17 protein-coding genes and 1 pseudogene are annotated in these 19,713 nt (G+C 62.1%); 9 read left to right on the plus strand and 9 right to left on the minus strand.

The features are described 5' to 3' along the window. Positions 1–545 precede the first annotated feature (545 nt). Entirely contained in the window at positions 546–722 is a 177-nt protein-coding gene (locus ACODSN_RS15860; protein WP_489056457.1) for a hypothetical protein, read from the plus strand. Between the two features lie 15 nt (positions 723–737). Here the strand turns inward: ACODSN_RS15860 and ACODSN_RS15865 are convergent, their stop codons facing one another. After that, positions 738–1,127 (minus strand): c-type cytochrome, encoded by a 390-nt coding sequence (locus ACODSN_RS15865; RefSeq protein WP_489056458.1) that lies wholly within the window; start codon positions 1,125–1,127, stop codon positions 738–740. 436 nt (positions 1,128–1,563) lie between these two features. On the opposite strand from ACODSN_RS15865, the gene ACODSN_RS15870 reads away from it, so the two are divergent. Next, the gene (locus tag ACODSN_RS15870) at positions 1,564–4,062 is read left to right on the plus strand and encodes a TonB-dependent receptor (RefSeq protein ID WP_489056459.1); all 2,499 of its coding nucleotides are present in this window, start codon (positions 1,564–1,566) and stop codon (positions 4,060–4,062) included. A 63-nt stretch (positions 4,063–4,125) separates the two neighbouring features. Here the strand turns inward: ACODSN_RS15870 and ACODSN_RS15875 are convergent, their stop codons facing one another. Together ACODSN_RS15875 and ACODSN_RS15880 are read right to left on the minus strand one after the other, a co-directional pair. After that, positions 4,126–5,211: a L,D-transpeptidase family protein gene (locus ACODSN_RS15875; RefSeq protein ID WP_489056460.1), complete on the minus strand. Its 1,086-nt coding sequence runs from the start codon at positions 5,209–5,211 to the stop codon at positions 4,126–4,128. 71 nt (positions 5,212–5,282) lie between these two features. After that, positions 5,283–6,902 carry an NAD(P)/FAD-dependent oxidoreductase gene (locus tag ACODSN_RS15880; RefSeq protein WP_489056461.1) on the minus strand — a complete coding sequence of 540 codons (1,620 nt, stop codon included), beginning with the start codon at positions 6,900–6,902 and terminating at the stop codon, positions 5,283–5,285. A 98-nt stretch (positions 6,903–7,000) separates the two neighbouring features. On the opposite strand from ACODSN_RS15880, the gene ACODSN_RS15885 reads away from it, so the two are divergent. Beyond that, positions 7,001–7,408: a MerR family transcriptional regulator gene (locus ACODSN_RS15885; protein ID WP_489056462.1), complete on the plus strand. Its 408-nt coding sequence runs from the start codon at positions 7,001–7,003 to the stop codon at positions 7,406–7,408. Between the two features lie 39 nt (positions 7,409–7,447). Continuing rightward, positions 7,448–9,250, plus strand: coding sequence for an acyl-CoA dehydrogenase C-terminal domain-containing protein (locus ACODSN_RS15890; protein ID WP_489056463.1), 1,803 nt, complete (start codon positions 7,448–7,450; stop codon positions 9,248–9,250). 90 nt (positions 9,251–9,340) lie between these two features. Here ACODSN_RS15890 and ACODSN_RS15895 read toward each other — a convergent pair whose 3' ends face one another. From ACODSN_RS15895 to dnaK, 3 genes are all read right to left on the minus strand, one after another. Beyond that, on the minus strand, positions 9,341–9,631 hold the full coding sequence (locus ACODSN_RS15895) for a hypothetical protein (protein WP_489056464.1): 291 nt from the start codon (positions 9,629–9,631) through the stop codon (positions 9,341–9,343). Between the two features lie 91 nt (positions 9,632–9,722). Then, positions 9,723–10,853: a molecular chaperone DnaJ gene (gene dnaJ / locus ACODSN_RS15900; RefSeq protein ID WP_489056465.1), complete on the minus strand. Its 1,131-nt coding sequence runs from the start codon at positions 10,851–10,853 to the stop codon at positions 9,723–9,725. A 108-nt stretch (positions 10,854–10,961) separates the two neighbouring features. Beyond that, positions 10,962–12,860 (minus strand): molecular chaperone DnaK, encoded by a 1,899-nt coding sequence (dnaK, locus tag ACODSN_RS15905; protein ID WP_489056466.1) that lies wholly within the window; start codon positions 12,858–12,860, stop codon positions 10,962–10,964. A 176-nt stretch (positions 12,861–13,036) separates the two neighbouring features. Between dnaK and ACODSN_RS15910 the strand changes: the two genes are divergently transcribed. Beyond that, positions 13,037–13,537 carry a copper chaperone PCu(A)C gene (locus ACODSN_RS15910; protein ID WP_489056467.1) on the plus strand — a complete coding sequence of 167 codons (501 nt, stop codon included), beginning with the start codon at positions 13,037–13,039 and terminating at the stop codon, positions 13,535–13,537. A gap of 59 nt (positions 13,538–13,596) precedes the next feature. Further along, positions 13,597–14,004 (plus strand): vgr related protein, encoded by a 408-nt coding sequence (locus ACODSN_RS15915; RefSeq protein ID WP_489056473.1) that lies wholly within the window; start codon positions 13,597–13,599, stop codon positions 14,002–14,004. 540 nt (positions 14,005–14,544) lie between these two features. On the opposite strand, the pseudogene ACODSN_RS15920 reads toward ACODSN_RS15915, so the two are convergent. Continuing rightward, positions 14,545–15,141 (minus strand): annotated as a pseudogene (locus ACODSN_RS15920) (IS630 family transposase); the annotation flags it as partial. 519 nt (positions 15,142–15,660) lie between these two features. Between ACODSN_RS15920 and ACODSN_RS15925 the strand changes: the two are divergent. The 3 genes from ACODSN_RS15925 (at position 15,661) to ACODSN_RS15935 (ending at position 18,023) form a co-directional block, all read left to right on the plus strand. Continuing rightward, positions 15,661–15,837 carry a hypothetical protein gene (locus ACODSN_RS15925; protein WP_489056468.1) on the plus strand — a complete coding sequence of 59 codons (177 nt, stop codon included), beginning with the start codon at positions 15,661–15,663 and terminating at the stop codon, positions 15,835–15,837. 457 nt (positions 15,838–16,294) lie between these two features. Next, entirely contained in the window at positions 16,295–17,449 is a 1,155-nt protein-coding gene (locus tag ACODSN_RS15930) for a DNA-methyltransferase (RefSeq protein ID WP_489056469.1), read from the plus strand. After that, entirely contained in the window at positions 17,442–18,023 is a 582-nt protein-coding gene (locus tag ACODSN_RS15935; protein ID WP_489056470.1) for a DUF5681 domain-containing protein, read from the plus strand. The genes ACODSN_RS15930 and ACODSN_RS15935 overlap by 8 nt, the downstream gene beginning before the upstream one ends. Positions 18,024–18,108: 85 nt before the next feature. Here ACODSN_RS15935 and ACODSN_RS15940 read toward each other — a convergent pair whose 3' ends face one another. Next, complete coding sequence (locus ACODSN_RS15940; protein ID WP_489056471.1) at positions 18,109–18,654, minus strand: hypothetical protein; 546 nt, start codon at positions 18,652–18,654, stop codon at positions 18,109–18,111. Then, positions 18,651–19,214: a hypothetical protein gene (locus tag ACODSN_RS15945; protein ID WP_489056472.1), complete on the minus strand. Its 564-nt coding sequence runs from the start codon at positions 19,212–19,214 to the stop codon at positions 18,651–18,653. Before ACODSN_RS15945 ends, ACODSN_RS15940 begins: the two co-directional genes overlap by 4 nt. Positions 19,215–19,713 lie beyond the last annotated feature (499 nt).

Here is a 19,713-nt window from a genome sequence, read left to right on the forward strand (position 1 = left end):
GCCCCGCTTGTCCCTCAAGAAGCGTTCCGTAAGAATGCCGCGACCTCCAATGACATTCTCCCGTCAGCCCGCCATTGCATAATAGCGGAAATATTCGGACATGGATTGAGCCATGTTATTTTTAAGCGCACGCACGCAATTATCCAGTCGTCGCCCGTGATCTACCCACCGATTTAGCCGGTGGGTGAAGCACGACGCGACGGTCAGGAATTTCCGAGCGCTGCGCAAGGCTGGATCAATTGGTACATCTGCCTCCCGCGCACGACCCAAAAGATTGGTTACATTTATCACCTCTTCCGAAACGAACACTATCCAATTACTTCGCCGCTTCGATTGGTCTCTTCGATTGTCACTCGACGTCCACCGGAACCCAGTTTTAGAGGGTATGACGGTCCGGCATGGCGCCTGGGGTTGTAACGCCTGACCTGAGACGGCGGCTGTGCTTCAGGCGTGGCAGTAAGCCTGAATCACAGCCGCAAGGGGTCGAGGTGGCAGAATGCGCCCAGAAGGATGTTCGGCAAGGACGCTATAGAACGCTCGAAGCGATGGACGACAAAGGTGTCTTTATCGCGATGATGGATGGTCCTTCGGCCAATGGCACCGGGCGCAAGACGATCATGATCGATGCGACATGCCGCAAAGCGCACCGTACCGCTTCCAGCGGACAGCATCATCGGGACCATCGGGCACCCCTACGATTCAAACTGGCGCTTTGGGCGTGACGCCACGCGACGCCTCTATTTCAGTGCAAGAATATAGTCGGCGATGCTGGCGACCGCTGCCGGATTTTTCATGCCAGCATAAGGCATGCGCGTGCCCGGCACTAAAGTGCTGGGTGCGGTAATGAAGGCGGTGAGCCTCTGCTTGTCCCAGACGACATTCGACTGCTTCATCGCGGGCGAGAAGTTGAACCCGGGCACTGCCCCTGCCTTTTTACCGCCAATGCCGAACAGGTTGGGACCAATTCCGTTGGGCGCACCTTTTTCGGTCTTGTGACAGACCGCGCATGCGGCGAAGGCCACCGGGCGCGAGAGGGATGCTGATGGTCCAGGCGCAGCCACTGCTCCGGTCGCCGCTCCAACGGCAACGCTGAGGGCAATGCATGCGGCCACCTTATTCTTCATCATATCTCTCCATTTCAACTTTTATTATTGTGGCTTTGCACCGCTGCGTGTGCGGCGGCTGCGCATTTTCGGCTGCTTAATGTCATGCCAGAAAGCCTTAGGCTTCGATATCATGGCTTTACCCATTCCACCATCGGCTTGCCACTGGAAATGACATGCACCGTCAGCGACTCCAACGGATACCGCCCCGTCACGATCAGGCCATGGACGATGCCTCCCGAAAACGCAGCACCTCACCGCGATGCAGCGTTCGTTCGGCTCCGGCCAGAGAACCTCGCTTTGTTTTCAGCCACGCCATGACGCCGCCGGTCAAGGCGGCATCAATGCTTCGCGGATATATGACATTTCCGTGACGACAACTGTCACAAAACTGTTGTCATACCCTTCTAGTGGCGACCCCGCAAAGCAAGACCAATCGCTATCCAAGGGGCCTTTCTCCATGATTCGTTCAACCATGCCGCTGCTGCGGACTTCGCTCGGCGGGCTGCTGCTCGCATCGGTTTCCATCCCCGCGCTCGCCCATGCCGCAGATGCCGCCTCTGACGGGCAAGGCCTGACCGAAATCGTCGTCACCGCGACCAAGCGCGAGACCAATCTTCAACAGACGCCGATCGCGATCGCGGTCGTCAATATGGAAGCGCTCAAGGACCGCCATGTCCAGAGCCTCTACGACCTCGCCGACGGCGCCGTACCGTCGCTGCGCGTCGCGACCTTCGAAGCGCGCCAGTCCGCGCTCACCATCGGCATTCGCGGCATCGTGCCGCTCGACGCCAACCAGCCCGCCCGCGAACAGGGCGTCGGCATTTATGTCGACGGCGTATATCTCGGCCGCCAGCATGGCCTGAATGCCGCCCTGTTCGACGTGGAGCGGATCGAAGTTCTGAAAGGCCCTCAAGGCACGCTGTTCGGCCGCAATACCGAAGGCGGCGCGCTGTCGATCGTCTCCGCCGCGCCGACCGGCGAATTTGGCGGCCGCATCAGCGGCGGTATCGGCAATTATGGTTCGAACACCGTCAGCGCCCATATCAACCTGCCGGAATTTCAGGGTTTCAGCCTGAAGATCGACGGCGTGAAGCAATATCAGGGCGCGACCACCAAGAACCCGCTCGCGGGCCAGGCCGGCTTCAACTATTATGACCGCCAGGGCCTGCGCGTCGCCGCCCGCTGGCAGGTGACGCCCGACATCACCAACGACTTTTCCTTCGACATCGCGAAGGACAAGAACACCCCCTTCTACAGCCAGTTGCTGAACTATAATCCCAATGGTTGCGTCGCCGGACCCGCCAGCAATGCGCCCAACTGCGCCCTGCCCGGCGCACCCTACACCAACCTGGCCGGCACGGTTCGTCCCCCGCTTCCCGGCGTGGTCATCAATGGCGACAGCCGCATGAAGACCGCCGACATCGGCGTGCCGCAGCAGCCGAGCGTCGACAAGACCCACGGCTTCACCAACAGCCTGAAATGGAAGGTCTCCCCCGACCTCGAACTGCGCTCGATCACCGCATGGCGCGGCGTCGATGTCGATCAGTGGGACAATTCGGGCGGCGCGCACCGCGTTCCGGTCGTCAACCTGACCGCGTCCTGCACCCAGTCCGCCCCCTGCGCCTTCAGCCGCTACAGCCTCGCCGGCCTGCGCCAGCGCCAGTTCAGCCAGGAATTGCAGGCGGTCGGCACGGTGGACAGCATCGACTATGTCGCCGGCCTCTATTATTTCAACGAGCATGTCAGCGACGACGCGGCGACGCCCAACTCCAACGGCGTTTATCTGAACGGCGCCGGCCTGCCGGTCTATACGATCCTCGATCCCTGCACGGGTTCGAGCGGCTTCGGCTCGCAGCCGGGTTGCCGCTCGATCGACCGCGCATCGGAAGTCTGGTCGAAAAGCTATGCCGCTTACGGCCAGGTCACGTGGAATGCGACGGATGCGATCCACCTGACCGTCGGCGCGCGTTACACCGAAGACAAGAAGCGCGGCGTGCTGCATTATTTCCGCAACGTGAACTATGATCTGCCGGCGAGCGCCACGACCGTCGCCAACAACCGCTATCAGCCGCTCGCCAAGAAATGGCGCCGCTTCAACCCGATGGCGACGCTCGCCTATGACGTCAGCGACGACCTGCACGTCTATGCGAAATATGCGACCGGCTATCGCGCCGGCGGGGCCAGCTCGCGCACGGCGAACTATCAGGCGTTCAATCCCGAGGACGTCAAATCCTATGAAGTCGGCCTGAAAGCGGACTTCTGGGATCGCCGCGCCCGCTTCAACCTTGCCGCCTACATCATGGACCGCAAGGACAGCCAGGTCGACATCAGCTACATCCAGCCGGCCGGTGGCAGCAACGTCAACGTGCTGCGAACGATCAATGCCGAAGGCATCACGAAGATCCGCGGTATCGAAGCCGATCTGACGCTGCGCCCGGTCGAAGGGCTGACGCTGAACGCATCCTATGCCTATACCTATACCAAGGTGCCGTTGATCCCGATCTCGTTCACGGTCGCGGGCGTCTCCTCGCCGCCGGTGATGCAGCAGTTCTTCATTCCGTTCACCCCGCGCAATGCGGCGAGCGGCTCGATCGACTATGCGCTGCCGATCGGTGGTGGCGACGCCGCGGTCAAATTCCATGTCGACGCCAACTATTCGCAGGCCACCCAGGCTTTCGACCAGTTCCCCGACAAGGCGGACGCATCGTTCATCGTCAACGCCCGCCTGTCGCTGGCCGATATCTCGATGGGCAATGGCGGTCAGAAGCTGACGGTTGCGGTGTGGTCGCGTAACCTGTTCAACAAGCAGTATATCTTCCGCCGCGACCCGTCGAACAGCCTGCCCAGCGCACCGACCAGCAGCCTCGTCAATGGCAACATCGGCAACGTGCTGGGCGATTACGGCAACTTCAACGCCCCGCGCACCTTCGGTCTGGAAGGCACGGTCAACTTCTAAGCGACGCTCTCTTGTAGCGTGAAGGGCCATGGCGTGGGGTAACCGCGCCATGGCTTTTTGCTGTCAGGCCTTGAACAACACCTTCGTGCCTGCCTTCACCATCCCGGCCAGTCGCGCCACATCCCAGTTGGTCAGGCGCACACAGCCATGGCTTTCTGCGCGGCCGATGGTCTGTGGCTCGCTGGTGCCGTGAATGCCATAATGCGGCTTGGACAGGTCGATCCACACGACGCCGACCGGGCCGTTGGGACCGGGCTTGAGCATCACATCCTGCTTCGCATCCGATACATCCCAGAACAGCTTGGGATTATAATGGAAATCGGGATTGCGGCTGACCCCCAATATCTTCCAGTTACCCAGCGGCAGGGGATCGTGGACACTGCCCATCGTCGCCGGGAACTGCGCGATCAGCTTGCCCTCCGCGTCGAACACGCGCAGCAGCCCATCGGACTTGTCCACCACGACCTTGTCCGCGGCCGGCTGATCGGGCGACACGGCCAGCCATTGCAGCGTCCGGCTCCAGCCGCGATCGTCCTTCTGCGGCGCGGGCGGCGCGATATCGGCCACGGCCGGGACCTGAATGACGCGCCCGCCGCCGATGGCCGTGCCGCGCGGATTGAGGACGACCAGCGTCTCGGGCGTCGTGTGGAACCGCTCCGCCAGCGCTTCGAGCAGGTTGCGATAGCCGAGCGCGGGCAATTTCGCCTGTTGTTGCGCATCCTTGGGGAAATTGGGAATGAATGGCCCTTTGGCAAAGCCCGCCGGAATGCGCACGATCCGGGTGGCGGGCGCATCCTTCCATTGCGACAGTTTGCTCACGGTCGGTTCGTCCAGCTTGCCGTTCGCGTCGAGACCATGAGCGTCCTGAAACCCGCGCAGCGCCGCGCGAAAATTCGCGCCATCCTTGCCGTCGAGCGTACCGGAGGAAAAGCCCAGCCGTTCGAGCACCACTTGCGTCTGAAGCAGACGATCGGGCTGCGGCCGCGCGATATCGTCACGCACATCCTGAAAGGTCAGGCCATCATCTTGCGGAGAAGAGGTGGCTTTGGTCCCCGGTTTGGACTCACCATTTGGCGGTTGCCCCTCGCATGCGGCCAGTAGGGACAAGGCCATCAGGCCGGCGCAGCAAGCGGATATTGTCTTCTTCATAGAGGCGCTTAACGATCCGCCCGTCAAAAAGCTGCGGCTCGGCGGATCGCCCCTGATATTTTTCCGTCGCCCTATCCAACGCTGGCGAGCGCGACCGCCTCGGCGACCTTGATACCGTCGATCGCGGCCGACAATATGCCCCCGGCATAGCCCGCGCCCTCCCCGGCGGGATAGAGACCCGCGACGTTGAGGCTCTGATAATCCTTGCCCCGCGTGATGCGGATCGGCGAGGATGTGCGCGTCTCCACCCCGGTCATCACCACATCGGGATGATCATAGTGCGCAATCTGGCGGCCAAAGACCGGGATCGCCTCGCGAAACGCCTCGATCACGAAGGGTGGCAGACATTGCGACAGGTCGGTCGGCGTGACCCCCGGCTGATAGGATGGCGCCACCTCCCCCAGCCCGGTGGAGGCGCGCCCGGCCAGAAAATCACCGACCATCTGCCCCGGCGCCCAATAGGAGGAACCGCCCGCGACATAGGCAAGCGATTCCCAATGGCGCTGAAATTCAATTCCCGCCAGCGGCCCGCCGGGATAGTCGCGCGCGGGATCGACGCCGACCACGAGTCCCGAATTGGCGTTGAATTCCGCCCGCGAATATTGGCTCATGCCGTTGGTGACGACCCGTCCCTCTTCAGACGTTGCGGCGACCACGCGGCCACCCGGACACATGCAGAAGCTGTAGACCGTGCGATCATTGGCGCAATGATGGGCAAGGCTGTAGGCCGCAGCGCCCAGATCAGGATGCCCCGCGCAATTGCCATAGCGCGCGCGATCGACCCAGCTTTGCGGATGTTCGATCCGCACGCCGATGGAAAAGGGCTTGGCCTCGATATGCACCCCGCGCGCATGCAGCATCTCGAAGGTCGGCCGCGCGCTATGCCCCACCGCCAGCACGACATGCTCCGCCTCGATGAAGCCGCCATCGGCCAGATGCAGGCCCCGCAGCCCCTGCGATCCATCGGGCCGCCGCTCCAGTTCCAGGTCGTCGACGCGTGTCTGCCAGCGATATTCGCCGCCCAGCGCCTCGATCTGCCGCCGCATCGCCTCGACCATGGTGACGAGGCGAAACGTGCCGATATGCGGATGCGCCTCGGTCAATATGTCGGCGGGCGCGCCGGCGGCGACGAACTCCTCCAGCACCTTGCGCCCCAGAAAGCGGGGGTCCTTGACCCGGCAATAGAGCTTGCCGTCGGAAAAGGTTCCTGCCCCGCCCTCGCCGAACTGGACATTGCTGTCGGGGTCCAGTTCGCCGCGCCGCCACAGGCCCCATGTGTCCTTGGTCCGTTCGCGCACCACCTTGCCGCGATCGAGGATGATCGGCCGGAACCCCATCTGCGCCAGGATCAATCCCGCGAACAGCCCGCACGGCCCCGCTCCGATCACCACCGGCCGCAGCGCGGGGCCGCCCTGCGGCGCGTGGGTGACGAACCGATAATCGGTATCGGGACGCGGCCGGACTTCATGATCCCCGACCAGCCGCGCCAGCACATCCGCCTCGTCCGCCAGCGTCACATCGACGGTGTAGATGAGCAGGATGGCGCTCTTGCGTCGCGCATCATTGCCGCGCCGGACGACCTCATGCCCCAGCAGCGCATCGGGCGCGATCCCGAGCCGCGCACAGATGGCGGCGGGCATCGCATCGGCCGGATGGTCGAGCGGCAGTTTGAGACCGGACAGGCGAAGCATGGCGACGCTCTAGCCATATTGCGCGCCCGCGCCAATCCCGATCCGCTTGCGCCCGCGACCATATTGACGTTAACGTAAAGCTATCCTACATCAAATCCATGGATCAACGCACCAGCATCGCGGGCATCGACATGCCCGACACCACCGACCGGCAAACCTACAGCATCACCGATCTGTCGGAGGAATTTGGCGTGACCGCGCGCGCGCTGCGCTTTTACGAGGATGAAGGGCTGATCGCGCCCGAGCGGCAGGGTCTCTCGCGCGTCTATTCCCGGCGCGATCGCGCCCGGCTCGCCTGGATCTTGCGCGGCAAGCGCGTGGGTTTCAGCCTCACCGACATTCGCGAGATGATCGACCTCTATGACGCGGATGAAAAGCATGAGGCGCAGCGTCGCGTCACGATCGAAAAATGCCGCACGCGCATCGCGCTGCTGACGCGCCAGAAGGACGATATCGACGCGGCGATCAGCGAACTGGCCAGTTTCGTCGCCTCCATCAACGAATAAGATTATCCGCGGCCTTCAAAAAAATAACCGGAGAAGATCATGCCCAGCTATGCCGCTCCCATCCGCGACACCCGATTCATCCTCGATCATGTCGTAGGACTGGATCGTCATGCCAACCTGCCCGGCTTCGGCAGCGCCTCGCCGGATCTGGTCGACGCGATCCTGACCGAAGGCGGCAAGCTGGCCTCCGAATTGTTGTTCCCGCTCAACATGGTCGGCGATCAGCAGGGCTGCACCCGCCACGAGGATGGCAGCGTCACGACCCCCGACGGCTTCAAACAAGCCTATGACGCCTTTGTCGCGGGCGGCTGGACCGCGTTGCACGCGCCGGAGGAATTTGGCGGGCAGGATCTGCCCTCCGTCCTCGCCATCGCTTTCGACGAATATATCGTGTCGGCCAATCAGGCGTTCGCCATGTATCAGGGCCTGACCGCCGGCGCGGTATCGGCCTTGCTCGCCAAGGGCAGCGATGCCCAGAAGGCGACCTATGTGCCCAATATGGTGTCGGGCAAATGGACCGGCACGATGAACCTGACGGAGCCGCACGCGGGCACCGACCTTGGCCTCATCAAAACGAAGGCCGCGCCCCATGCGGACGGCAGCTTCGCGATCACGGGGACCAAGATTTTCATCTCGTCGGGCGAGCATGATCTGGCCGAAAATATCATCCATCTCGTCCTCGCCAAGACGCCGGGCGCGCCCGATGGCAGCAAGGGCATTTCGCTGTTCGTGGTGCCCAAATTCCTCGTCAATGACGATGGTTCGCTGGGCGCGCGCAACGGCCTGTCCTGCGGCGCGCTCGAACATAAGATGGGGATCAAGGGCAGCGCCACTTGCGTCATGAATTATGACGGCGCGACCGGCTGGCTGGTGGGTGAGGAGAATAAGGGTCTCGCCGCGATGTTCATCATGATGAACGCGGCGCGGCTGGGCGTGGGCCTCCAGGGGCTGGGCCAGGCGGAAATCGCGTTCCAGAACGCGGTCCATTACGCACGCGACCGGCGGCAGGGCCGCGCCCTGACCGGGGCGAAGGATCAGGGCGAGCCAGCCGACTCACTGTTCGTCCACCCCGATGTGCGGCGCATGCTGATGGAGGCGAAGGCGCTGACCGAGGGGCTGCGCGCGCTGATCCTGTGGGGCGCGCTTCAGGTGGACCTGGCGCATAAGGCTGCAACGCCCGAAGAAAGGCAACTGGCGGACGACCTGATCGGCCTGCTGACGCCGGTCATCAAGGGCTATGGCACCGACAAGGGGTTCGAGGTCACCGTCGCCTGCCAGCAGATTTTCGGCGGCCATGGCTACATCCGCGAGAATGGCGTCGAACAATATGTCCGCGACGCCCGCATCACCCAGATTTACGAAGGCGCGAACGGGGTGCAGGCGATGGACCTGGTGGGCCGCAAGCTGCCGATGAATGGCGGTCGCGCCATGCAGGCCTTTCTGGGCATCGTCGCCACCGAAGTGGCGCAAGCCAAGGAAGAACCGCGGCTTGCCGACTTCGCCGCCGCGCTCGAAAAGGCGAGCGGACAGCTACAGGCCGCGACCATGTGGCTGATGCGCAATGCGATGCAGAACCCGGATAATGCCGGGGCGGGCGCCTATGCCTATATGCATATATTGGGCATCGTTGCGACCGGCCTCATGTGGCTGCGCATGATGAAGGCGGCGGCCGACCTGCTCGATGCGGGCGAAGGCGAGGCCGGGTTTCTGGAAGCCAAGCTCGTCACCGGCCGCTTCTTCGCCGAACGGATCATGCCGGACGCGGGCGCGCTTCGCCGCAAGATCGAAGGGGGCGCTGAAAGCCTGATGGCGCTAGACCCGGACGCTTTTCTGTCGATCTAATCTGCGGTCGTCCGATTCATAATCATGGGCACATGAAAAAGGCTCCCGACCCAAGCCGGGAGCCTTTTCTATTCGATCGGAAGATGGCGATTATTCTTCGCCATTATCCTTCACGCCCACGGTCGGAACATCGACTGTGGTCTTTTTGGTGCCGACCACGACTGCCTTGGAATCGACGTCGACCTTGGGCAGATCGCCGCCCTTGACCGAAACCTCCGGCAGATCACCACCCTTGACATCGGCCTTCCAGAAGCCGGTCGCGAACAACAGGCCGACGATCGCGAGAATGGCGATGACCACGATCGCCAAAGTCCGGCCACCGCCGCGCTTTTCCACGATCACGCGCCTGTCATCATAGCCGTCATTACGCACATCAACCATCAAACCCTCCTCGTTTGGACTGTGGCGATCAGAACGGCGGAGTTATGAATATTGTTCCGGTTTCACAGAAGAGAAACAAACGACCCGGCGTTTATTCCCCCCAAAGATCCTTGATCTTGCTGAAAAATCCCGTGGATTGCGGACATTCCTCGCCGGTTTCGGTCTCGCGGAAGGCTTCGAGCAGTTCCTTCTGTTTCGCGGTCAGTTTCGTCGGCGTCTCGACGTCGATCTGGACGACGAGATCGCCCTGCCCGCGCCCGTTCAGAACCGGCATGCCCGCACCGCGCTGGCGAATCTGCTTGCCCGACTGGATGCCCACCGGAATCTTGATCGCGTGCCGTACTCCGTCGAGGCCCGGCACCTCAATCGTGCCACCGAGCGCGGCGGTGGTGAAGCTTACCGGGCAGCGGCAGAACAGCGTCGTGCCGTCCCGCTCGAACAGCGTGTGCCGCTTGACGTGCAGGAAGATATAGAGGTCGCCCGCCGGCGCGCCCCGCGCCCCGGCCTCGCCCTCACCCGACAGGCGGATGCGCGTGCCGTCGTCCACGCCGGCCGGGATGTTGACGGACAGCGTCTTGGGCTTGTCGACACGGCCCTCGCCCCGGCATGAACGACAGGGACTTTCGATCACCTGCCCCGCGCCATTGCAGGACGGGCAGGTCCGTTCGACCACGAAAAAGCCCTGCTGCGCCCGCACCTGGCCATGGCCCTTGCACGTTCCGCAGGTCTTGACCCCGGTGCCCGGCTGCGCACCCGACCCCTCGCAGCTTTCGCAGGCGGCCGAGACCTCGATCTGGATTTCAGTCTGCTTGCCATGATAGGCGTCGTCGAGGCTGATCTCCAGATCATAGCGCAGGTCCGCGCCGCGCCGCTGCGACTGGCGTCCGCCACCGCCGCCGAAACCGGCCTGGCCAAAGATCGTCTCGAAAATGTCGCCCAGATCGGAAAAGCCGCCCGCGCCGCCGCCCTGAAAGCCGCCGCCCTGCTGCTGCTGGCGGAAGGCCGCATGACCGAAGCGATCATAAGCCGCGCGTTTCTGCGGGTCCTTGAGGCATTCATAGGCCTCCGACACCGCCTTGAATTTAGCTTCGCTGTCGGTGCATCCGCCGGTTTTGTCCGGATGATATTTCATCGCCATCTTGCGATAGGCGCTCTTGATCGCCCCGCCATCGGCATTGCGCTCGACTTCGAGCAGTTCGTAAAAATCGATTTCGGTCGTCATATCGCCCCCGACGGCATTTCACCGTCACCCCCGCGCAGGCGGGTCGAAGGGAGGCAAGTGACTCCCTCCGACCCGCCTGCGCGGGAATGACGGCAAAGGCCCATCAGCTTACGCCTTGTTGTCGTCTACTTCCGAAAATTCGGCATCGACGACATCGTCATCGGCCTTGGGCGCGTCACCACCCGGAGCCGCCGCATTGGCCTGCTCCTTTTCGTAGATCGCCTGACCCAGCTTCATCGCGATCGTGGCGAGTTCCTGCGCCTTGGTCTTCATCGCTTCCGCATCGCCGCTCTCGATCGCAGACTTGGTCGCCGCGACCGCTGCCTCAATCTCTTCCTTGAGCGACGCATCTACCTTGTCGCCATGTTCGACAAGCTGCTGTTCGGTCGTGTGGACGAGGCTTTCAGCGTTGTTCTTGGCTTCCGCCCCTTCGCGACGCTTCTTGTCCTCTTCGGCGAAACGCTCGGCATCCTTGACCATCTGGTCGATGTCGGCATCGGACAGACCACCCGACGCCTGAATGCGGATCTGCTGCTCCTTGCCGGTGCCCTTGTCCTTGGCCGACACATTGACGAGGCCGTTGGCGTCAATGTCGAACGTCACCTCGATCTGCGGCACGCCGCGCGGCGCAGGGGGAATGCCGACGAGATCGAACTGGCCAAGGATCTTGTTGTCCGCCGCCATTTCGCGTTCGCCCTGGAACACGCGGATCGTCACCGCCTGCTGATTGTCGTCGGCAGTGGAATAGACCTGCGACTTCTTCGCCGGGATCGTGGTGTTGCGGTCGATCATGCGGGTGAACACGCCACCCAGCGTCTCGATGCCCAGCGACAGCGGCGTCACGTCGAGCAGCAGCACGTCCTTGACGTCGCCCTGCAACACGCCCGCCTGAATCGCCGCGCCCATGGCGACGACTTCGTCAGGATTGACGCCGGTATGCGGTTCCTTGCCGAAAAATTCCTTCACGGCCTCGCGCACCTTGGGCATGCGCGTCATGCCGCCCACCAGCACCACTTCGCTGATCTCGCTCGCCGAAACGCCCGCATCGGCCATCGCCTTCTTGCACGGTTCCATCGTACGCTTGATGAGGTCGGCGACCAGCCGCTCCAGATCGGCGCGGGTGATCGACTTCACCAGATGCTTGGGACCATTGGCGTCGGCGGTGATGAAGGGCAGGTTGACTTCGGTCGTCTGCGCCGACGACAGCTCGATCTTAGCCTTTTCGGCCGCTTCCTTGAGCCGCTGGAGCGCCAGCTTGTCCTTGGTCAGGTCGATGCCCTCGACCTTCTTGAAGTCGTCGGCCAGGAACTGCACCAGCTTGGCGTCGAAATCTTCGCCGCCCAGGAAGGTGTCGCCATTGGTCGACTTCACTTCGAACACGCCATCGCCGATTTCGAGGATCGAGATGTCGAACGTGCCGCCACCAAGGTCATAGACCGCGATCGTCTTGCCGTCCTGCTTGTCGAGACCATAGGCCAGTGCCGCCGCGGTCGGCTCGTTGATGATGCGCAGCACTTCGAGACCGGCGATCTGGCCGGCGTCCTTGGTCGCCTGACGCTGGGCGTCGTTGAAATAGGCGGGGACCGTGATGACCGCCTGCGTGACCGTTTCGCCGAGATAGCTTTCGGCGGTTTCCTTCATCTTCTGAAGGATGAACGCGCTGATCTGCGACGGGCTGTAGTCCTCGCCACCGGCCTTGACCCAGGCGTCGCCGTTCGGACCCTTGGAAATGTCGTAGGGAACCAGCTCCATGTCCTTCTTGGTCATGGGATCGTCGAAGCGGCGGCCGATCAGGCGCTTGACCGCGAAGATCGTGCTGTCGGGATTGGTGACCGCCTGACGCTTGGCCGGCTGGCCGATCAGCCGCTCGCCATCCTTGGCGAAGGCGACGATGGACGGCGTCGTGCGCGCGCCTTCCGCATTTTCGATGACCTTGGGCTTGCCGCCATCCATGACGGCGACGCAGCTGTTGGTCGTGCCCAGATCGATACCGATAACTTTTGCCATTATATCCTCTTTTGAACCCCAAATATGTTCAGCGGTTGATGGCCCATACCTCACGAAAGCGCCAAGGCAAGGCCGGTTTGCAAGCGCGATATAGGGGCGCTTTTCCTTGGCACAAGACGCGAGGGCGATTAGGCATGGAACCGACCGGAATCGAGACAGTGCAAGGAGCCTCCGCGATGCGCGCGACCATATCCACCATCGCCCTTTCCCTGCCGCTGACTCTGTGCCTCGCGCTGGGCGCATGCGGCGATCCCGCGCCGACCTATGTCGACCAGGTCTATGTGCGGCTCAGCCCTAACAAGGACTCACCATCGGCCGGTTATTTCGTCGCGCATGGTGGCGATACTGCCACGCAATTGCGCGGCGTGCTGACCGATTATGCGCTCAAGGTGGAGATGCACGAGAGCATGAGCGCGGGCGGCATGATGAAGATGGCGCCGCTGTCCAGCGTCGACATCCCGGCGAAACAGACGGTCACGTTCGCGCCGGGCGGCAAGCATCTGATGCTCTGGGGCGTCAACGACATCGCGATCGGCCGGGGCAAGATGACGCTCACCTTCCTGCTCGCCAATGGCGACCGCCTGCCGGTGGATGCGGTGATTCAGAAGCCCGACGGGTCGAGCAGCGCATCCCCCGCTCCGGCCGATAACTCTGCCGTCGAGAATCAGGCTCATTGAGCGCAGGCGCTCCCGCCGGGCGCGCCCTGACCCCCGACGAGGTGGCGCTGGCCCGGAGCATGTTCGGCGAGGCGATCGCCTATGATCGCGTGCGCGTCCACAACCGCAAATATTGGCCGCTCCACCCGAAAAACGTCACCATGGCGCCGGACGGCGACCTGTGGTTTCATCCGGCGAGCGGCCTGTTCTGCGACGATTTCTGTGGCCAGCCGCTCCATCTGCAAGGGCATTTCATTCATGAAATGACCCATGTCTGGCAAGCGCAGCGATCAGGCAAGTGGTGGCTCCCCCTGATGCGCCACCCCTTCTGCCGCTATGATTATGATGTCGTACCGGGCAAGCCCTTCACCCGCTACGGCATCGAACAGCAGGCGGAGATCGTCCGGCATGGGTTTTTGCTGCGGCAGGGCGTCGCAGTGGCAGGAAAGCCCGCGCGGGATGTGTATGAGGCGTTGTTGCCGTTTTGAGGTTGAATGGCGGGATTGGGTGGGAAGCGGACGGTCGGCTTATCAGAGAACGGACATCAACTTACGCAAGACCTGTCATCGAGCGTCAGCGACGTGCCACGTGCATAACCGTGAACGACATCGCCAATGCGGCAGTTAAGGCGTGCCCTCAAAACGGGTTTTGATCCTATGGCTCCGTCTTGATTTCTCGCCGTAACTACCAGCTCATTCGGGTTCCATTTTGGGTTTGCGTGCTCCGCAATGCTAACAACAACGGCCCAAGTCTCGCGCTTTGGTTGCTCTGAGCAGGCCGAGATCGCGCAAACCAGTAAAAGGATACCCAGCAGTCTCATTGCGCGATGTTCGCATACAGCAGGAACGTCCGCAATCCGGCCAAGTTTAGGTTGCCTTCTGCGGCGTGAAATGGTCGCCTGTGGACATGCCGCATGGACAAATTCGGAGGCTTTCAGTCATCTAGCACAACAAGCGCACATGCCCGGAAGGGTTCGTCGGCAGTGTCCTGCCGATGCCAGATTTTGATTATATTAGAGCGGTTTTCGATCATTCTGGTTCGTATCCGGATGATCTGAAGTAGTTGGCGCATTTGTGGGGGTGGAAGATATCGATGAGTTTGCCGATCAAGCACCACAGGCCACTGACGGTACGCTCGCCCGCTTTACGGAGCATGGCCTTCAGGCGGGAGAACGCTTTCTCGATCGGGTTGAAGTCGGGGCTGTAGGGCGGGAGAAAGCGCAGGGTTGCGCCTGCGGCCTCGATGAGCAACTGCACCGATGCGCGCTTGTGGCTCGACAGGTTGTCCATGATGACGACGTCGCCGGGCCGCAGTTCCGGGACGAGGACCTGGGCGACATAGGCTTCGAACCAATCGCCGTTGATCGGCCCATCGAGCACCATGGGCGCGACCATGCCGGTCATGCGCAGGCCGGCGACCAAGGTGGTGGTCTTGCGATGGCCGTGCGGGAAGCCCATCCGCAGTCGCTCGCCTTTCGGGCAACGACCGTGGCTGCGGGTCATATTGGTCGCGGTCCAGGTTTCGTCGATGAAGACCAAGCGCTCCGGTTCGAGATCGAGTTGGCCCTCAAACCAGTTCTGACGCTGCTTCAGGACGTCGGGTCGATCCTGCTCTATCGCATGGCTGTTGATTGCCGCTGAGAAGTGACCCATGTTTGAACACGTCCCTTATGCATCCTGGTCTGCCTCGGTCGAGAGGACTTCCCCACCATCGACCCACACCCACCCCACTGGGTCGTCCCGGTTTTAACCCCAAAGGCACACAAACAAGGCAATCCCCTCGGCCGGAGCTGGGAGGCATTTTCCCTTTGATTTCGGTAAGTTCCCTTGTGGAGGGATGGTGCGCGACGCAGTCCGGACCGAACCGGTCTCGGGCCCAAAATACCCTAAATGGGCCAAATTTAGGGTAATCCGCTGAAAAATCGCCCCCGCTTACGACTGCATTTGCGGTCTAAGGCACTCAAATTGGGCTTCGTTTTCTCCGGAATTCCCTATGCGGACCTTAGGGAATTATCCCCCATCCATAGGGACCGATGCGCCCTTGGTAGCGAGCCGGTTCGAAGCTTGATCCAACCGCAGGAGGGGGGCCTTCCAATTTTATAAGCAGTTGTCCTACCTTAGCTTGTGACTCGAAGGATCCGCAGCATGAACGATTCAGACCCATTCGGAACAAGCCGTGGCAAAGGGCGTCCACAGGCACCCATGAAATTCGAGCGATACGCTATCGTGGTGGGCCACACCAATATGGGCGCGAAGTTTACGGCCGCGGCAGAAGCCGAGATCAAGTTCGTCGACCTGGACCCCAATATCCAAGCAATATGAATGGTCATCGGCTGATAACGATCGACTGCCTCAAAAGCCGACAAGTCGCAAAGCGGCAATCTATGACATCCCTGAATCTCTGACCCTTTGGCAAGCCGGTTCGGGCCCTCGCCTTTTCAATGGCCGCCCCCTGCCCGAGCCTCTAGCGTTCAGGGTAGATAGGCCGCTGGAAAGAGGGCGGCCGAAGAAAATCAAGCTCCGGTAACTTTTCTCTTTATCCCGACATTTTTCGCGTTCCAATGAATCGACCTCCACCGAATCAGGAGGTTGAAAATGAGTATAAAAGACAGGAAAATGGAGGTTCCAGGGCTGGGCAGTAACAGCTCGGCACTGGTCGAAGTACGGGTCGGGGGCCTAAAAAATCACCCCCGCTCAAGCCTTCAAATACAGCGCGAAGGACATTGCGCGCGCCAAGCGTATCGTCGATCGCTTCCCGGGCGGGGCGTGGCCCGTGCTTGTGGACGATGAGGATCAAATCCTGTCCGGCGGCATCTTCGTCGCCGCGGCACGGGCCTCGGGTCGCAAAACCATCCGGATCATCCGGCAATCTGGCCTGACGGACGTGGAGGGCTTGCTGCTTGGCACTGCCATCTCGAAGTTATCCACCTTGGGTTCCTTCGACGGCGTCGTGCTGGAAGCCGCGTTGCGTGAGTTCGAGGCAGCGTTCGAGGACTTCTCCCACGATCTGATCGGGTTCGCGCCAGGGGAACTCGACCGCATCATCGGTGCGAGCTCCGTCGGCCCGGAGGCCGATCGCGTTCCCACGCTGGAGCAGGTCACCGTGACTTGGCCAGGTGCGATCTGGAAATGTGGACGCTCGCTGATCATGTGCGGCGACGCGACCAGCCGGGAAGCCATGGACGCGCTGCTGGCTGGCAAGAAGGTCACCGTCGCCATATGCGACCCGCCATTCAGCTGCAAAGTCGACGGCTTCGTCTCGAAGAAGGGCAAGCACGCTGATTTCATCCAGGGCGCGGGCGAGATGGATGACGCCGAACTGCTGGTATTCTTCCGCAGCTTCTGCCTGGCCATGGCGGATGTGCTGGAACCCGGCGCGCTGGTCTATCTCTTCATCGACTGGCGCAGCCTCAGGCTCTTGCAGGAGGCGGCCGAGTCCGTTTTCGGCAAGCTGATCAACCTGTGCGTATGGGCGAAGACACGGGCCGGCATGGGGAGCCTTTACAGGTCGCAGCACGAACTGATCCTGGTGTTCGCCATGCACGGTGCGCCACATCGCAATCATGTCGAACTGGGCCGGCATGGGCGGGATCGCTCCAACCTCTGGTCCTGGCCCAGCGCGGCGTCAAGCCGCAAAGGCCGTGAGGGCGACATGCTGAAAAATCACCCCACGCCAAAGCCCGTGGAGATGATCGCGGAGGCCATCATCGACAGCAGCGCCCGGGGAGACATCGTGTTCGACTGCTTCCTGGGGTCGGGCACGACGCTGATCGCCGCCGAGCGCACCGGGCGTGTGTTCCGCGGCATGGATCTTGACCCCCGCTATGTCGACCTCGCCGTCCGGCGCTGGCAGGCCTGGACGGGCATGGATGCCATCGACAGCGTCTCCGGGCGCAGCTTCAACGATTTCGCGGCGGAGGCCAACCATGAGTGATGATTATGAAGTGGGATATGGCAAACCGCCAAAGCACAGCCAGTTCCCTCCAGGGGTTTCCGGGAACAAGGGGCGGCGCAAGCGGGCGGAAACCGCTGGCGAGATCGTCGCGCGGGTGCGCGACGAGACGGTCGAATGGGATGGGCGCAGGGTTACCAAGCTCGAACTGATGATCCGCGCCGTCTTCGCCCAGACGATGCAGTCGCGCAGGACCCGCGACATGGCCCAGTTCCTTGCGATCCTCGACAAATATGGCGCTCTTCCGCCTGAACCGCCGGATGACGGCGCGAAGGCGAAGGCGGCGGCGAATGCCGTGATCGACAAGATCGTGGACGTCTTCTGCAAGCAGCGGGATCTCGACCCGGACAAGGTTGCCGAGAAGAGGCGGCTGCTGGCGGAGCGCGACAGGCTGGAGGCCGAAGAGGCGTTGCTGGTGATGCGCTGCCATCATTGCGGTCCGACGCTGAAGGCGCGCTGGAAATCGGCTGCCTATAAGATGCTTGCAAAGAGCATCGGCAAGACGGCCCTGCATGCGAGAACCGAAGCGGCCTTGGTTCAAAGGCGCGACGACTAATAAGCTTGTCGGGAGGAGGCAACGTTGGTTGCTTCCTCCCGGCCCCTTCCCCCTTCCCCCTTCCCCCTTCCCCCTTCCCCCTCCCCTACCGGTTCAGCTTGACCCCGCATGCGGCGGCCGCATCGGTGCCAACCCGATCGATACCGGTGAGGTCGAATTCCGCGTCCTGCGTTTGCCTGCCCGTGAGCCGCACGACCAGCTTGCGGGCATGGACGATCTTGGCCAAGAACTTGGCCGCGTTCTTGTGCTGGAACTCGCCCGCCGCCGTGCCCGTGGAATCGATGTCCCACAGATTTGCCTCCACCTTCCCATCGTCGATACGCCAGATAGCCATGGTTTTTGGCATGCCCATCATGTTGGTGCTGTCGTAGCGCACCACCTGCGTCCAGTTCACGAAGAGGGCGAGCCCGCTCTCACCGCTGCAGCGAACGACGAGGCTGGCTCGCGCGTCATTGCCGAGCGTGTTTGCAAGGACATTGAGCGAATTCAGGGCATCGCTGATGGTGCGTGCCCCGGTCAGCGGTGATGATTGGTTGACGATCTCCCATTTGCCGGTCGAGGGTGCGGGAGCTTGGGCCAAGGCCGCCGGGGTCAGCATGAGCGCGGCGACGGTCGCTATGGTGCGCATCATGCCGCCACCTCCAATTGCGGGGCTGTTCGAAGGAGGATTTTTGCGACGACGCTGGCGATCTGGTTATTATACGACCGCAGCGCCATCTTCTTAAGGTGATCGCGGAGCCAGTCGGGGCCGTAGAGGCCCCAGCCATTCTCTTCGAAATGGTCGTGCAGGATCTTGGTGTTCGATGGCGTGGCGTAGCCGTAGATCATGCCCAGCTTCGGGATGGGCATGCCCGCGACGGCTCCGTTTGCGGTCAGTTGCTCAACCAGACGCTGTAGCACCATGGTTCGCAGGTCAGTGTTGACGAACATCTTGTAGCGCTGGGCATTGCGCCCGCCCGGCAGCAGGTCGCGGGCATGCACGCCGCCGCTGTCGAAATAGCTTTTGCACTCCAGCGATAGCAGTTCGCCGGTGCCAGGCTTGTAGGCGACCAGGTCGATCTCCGGCCGTGGCATGGACGGATTGCCCAGCGCCGGTTTGTCGGCGGTGCTGAGGTCGATCTTGTAACCCTGATGCACCCAGTAGCCGTCGGCGCGCAGCACCTCCGCTACCAGTTCTTCAAATGCGTCCACTGTCCGTCGCTCCCTGTTCAGGGCGACGGCCTGGATCTGTTCAGCTCCCTCGTCGCACCTATGTCCTCTCGGGGCGACGGCCAGAAGCCGGATGTTCGAAACCTGGCACACACACAGGCGCATGCGCCTTTACCGTTGCCGGCTGGACATGCGCGCATGCCACCCGGCCGATGAGTTCGACCGAGTTGGCTACCTTTGGGGTTTCCATGCCCCACTCCCCGGCTTTCACGAGGAGCAGCGGCACTTTGCTCGACACGGGCAAAGGATCAAGTGGAATGTGCGTTGCGCCGACTTATCTGAGCGCGTGTCTCCCACATACCGCAACTGCCCACAGCCAGTAGACGGGGAATTGAAATGAAGCGCCCAGCGGTGCCCCAATCACAGGGGGGCCTAGCCTGGATATTATCAGGTGATGTCGCGCGCTTTGCGGTGAACCGGCAGCTTCCGACCAAACCACGTCGTTCGCGGGAGGCGGTTCGGACGTCCGCATCTGACACAA

The sequence above is a fragment of the Sphingobium sp. FG11 genome, from assembly GCF_057809915.1.

What these genes read in the sequence shown, in the direction of transcription:
- ACODSN_RS15860 (WP_489056457.1), top strand. Translation starts at nt 546, where the DNA reads ATGGACGACAAAGGTGTCTTTATCGCGATGATGGATGGTCCTTCGGCC.
- ACODSN_RS15865 (WP_489056458.1), bottom strand. Translation starts at nt 1,127, where the DNA reads ATGATGAAGAATAAGGTGGCCGCATGCATTGCCCTCAGCGTTGCCGTT.
- ACODSN_RS15870 (WP_489056459.1), top strand. Translation starts at nt 1,564, where the DNA reads ATGATTCGTTCAACCATGCCGCTGCTGCGGACTTCGCTCGGCGGGCTG.
- ACODSN_RS15875 (WP_489056460.1), bottom strand. Translation starts at nt 5,211, where the DNA reads ATGAAGAAGACAATATCCGCTTGCTGCGCCGGCCTGATGGCCTTGTCC.
- ACODSN_RS15880 (WP_489056461.1), bottom strand. Translation starts at nt 6,902, where the DNA reads ATGCTTCGCCTGTCCGGTCTCAAACTGCCGCTCGACCATCCGGCCGAT.
- ACODSN_RS15885 (WP_489056462.1), top strand. Translation starts at nt 7,001, where the DNA reads ATGGATCAACGCACCAGCATCGCGGGCATCGACATGCCCGACACCACC.
- ACODSN_RS15890 (WP_489056463.1), top strand. Translation starts at nt 7,448, where the DNA reads ATGCCCAGCTATGCCGCTCCCATCCGCGACACCCGATTCATCCTCGAT.
- ACODSN_RS15895 (WP_489056464.1), bottom strand. Translation starts at nt 9,631, where the DNA reads ATGGTTGATGTGCGTAATGACGGCTATGATGACAGGCGCGTGATCGTG.
- dnaJ (WP_489056465.1), bottom strand. Translation starts at nt 10,853, where the DNA reads ATGACGACCGAAATCGATTTTTACGAACTGCTCGAAGTCGAGCGCAAT.
- dnaK (WP_489056466.1), bottom strand. Translation starts at nt 12,860, where the DNA reads ATGGCAAAAGTTATCGGTATCGATCTGGGCACGACCAACAGCTGCGTC.
- ACODSN_RS15910 (WP_489056467.1), top strand. Translation starts at nt 13,037, where the DNA reads ATGCGCGCGACCATATCCACCATCGCCCTTTCCCTGCCGCTGACTCTG.
- ACODSN_RS15915 (WP_489056473.1), top strand. Translation starts at nt 13,597, where the DNA reads ATGTTCGGCGAGGCGATCGCCTATGATCGCGTGCGCGTCCACAACCGC.
- ACODSN_RS15925 (WP_489056468.1), top strand. Translation starts at nt 15,661, where the DNA reads ATGAACGATTCAGACCCATTCGGAACAAGCCGTGGCAAAGGGCGTCCA.
- ACODSN_RS15935 (WP_489056470.1), top strand. Translation starts at nt 17,442, where the DNA reads ATGAGTGATGATTATGAAGTGGGATATGGCAAACCGCCAAAGCACAGC.
- ACODSN_RS15940 (WP_489056471.1), bottom strand. Translation starts at nt 18,654, where the DNA reads ATGATGCGCACCATAGCGACCGTCGCCGCGCTCATGCTGACCCCGGCG.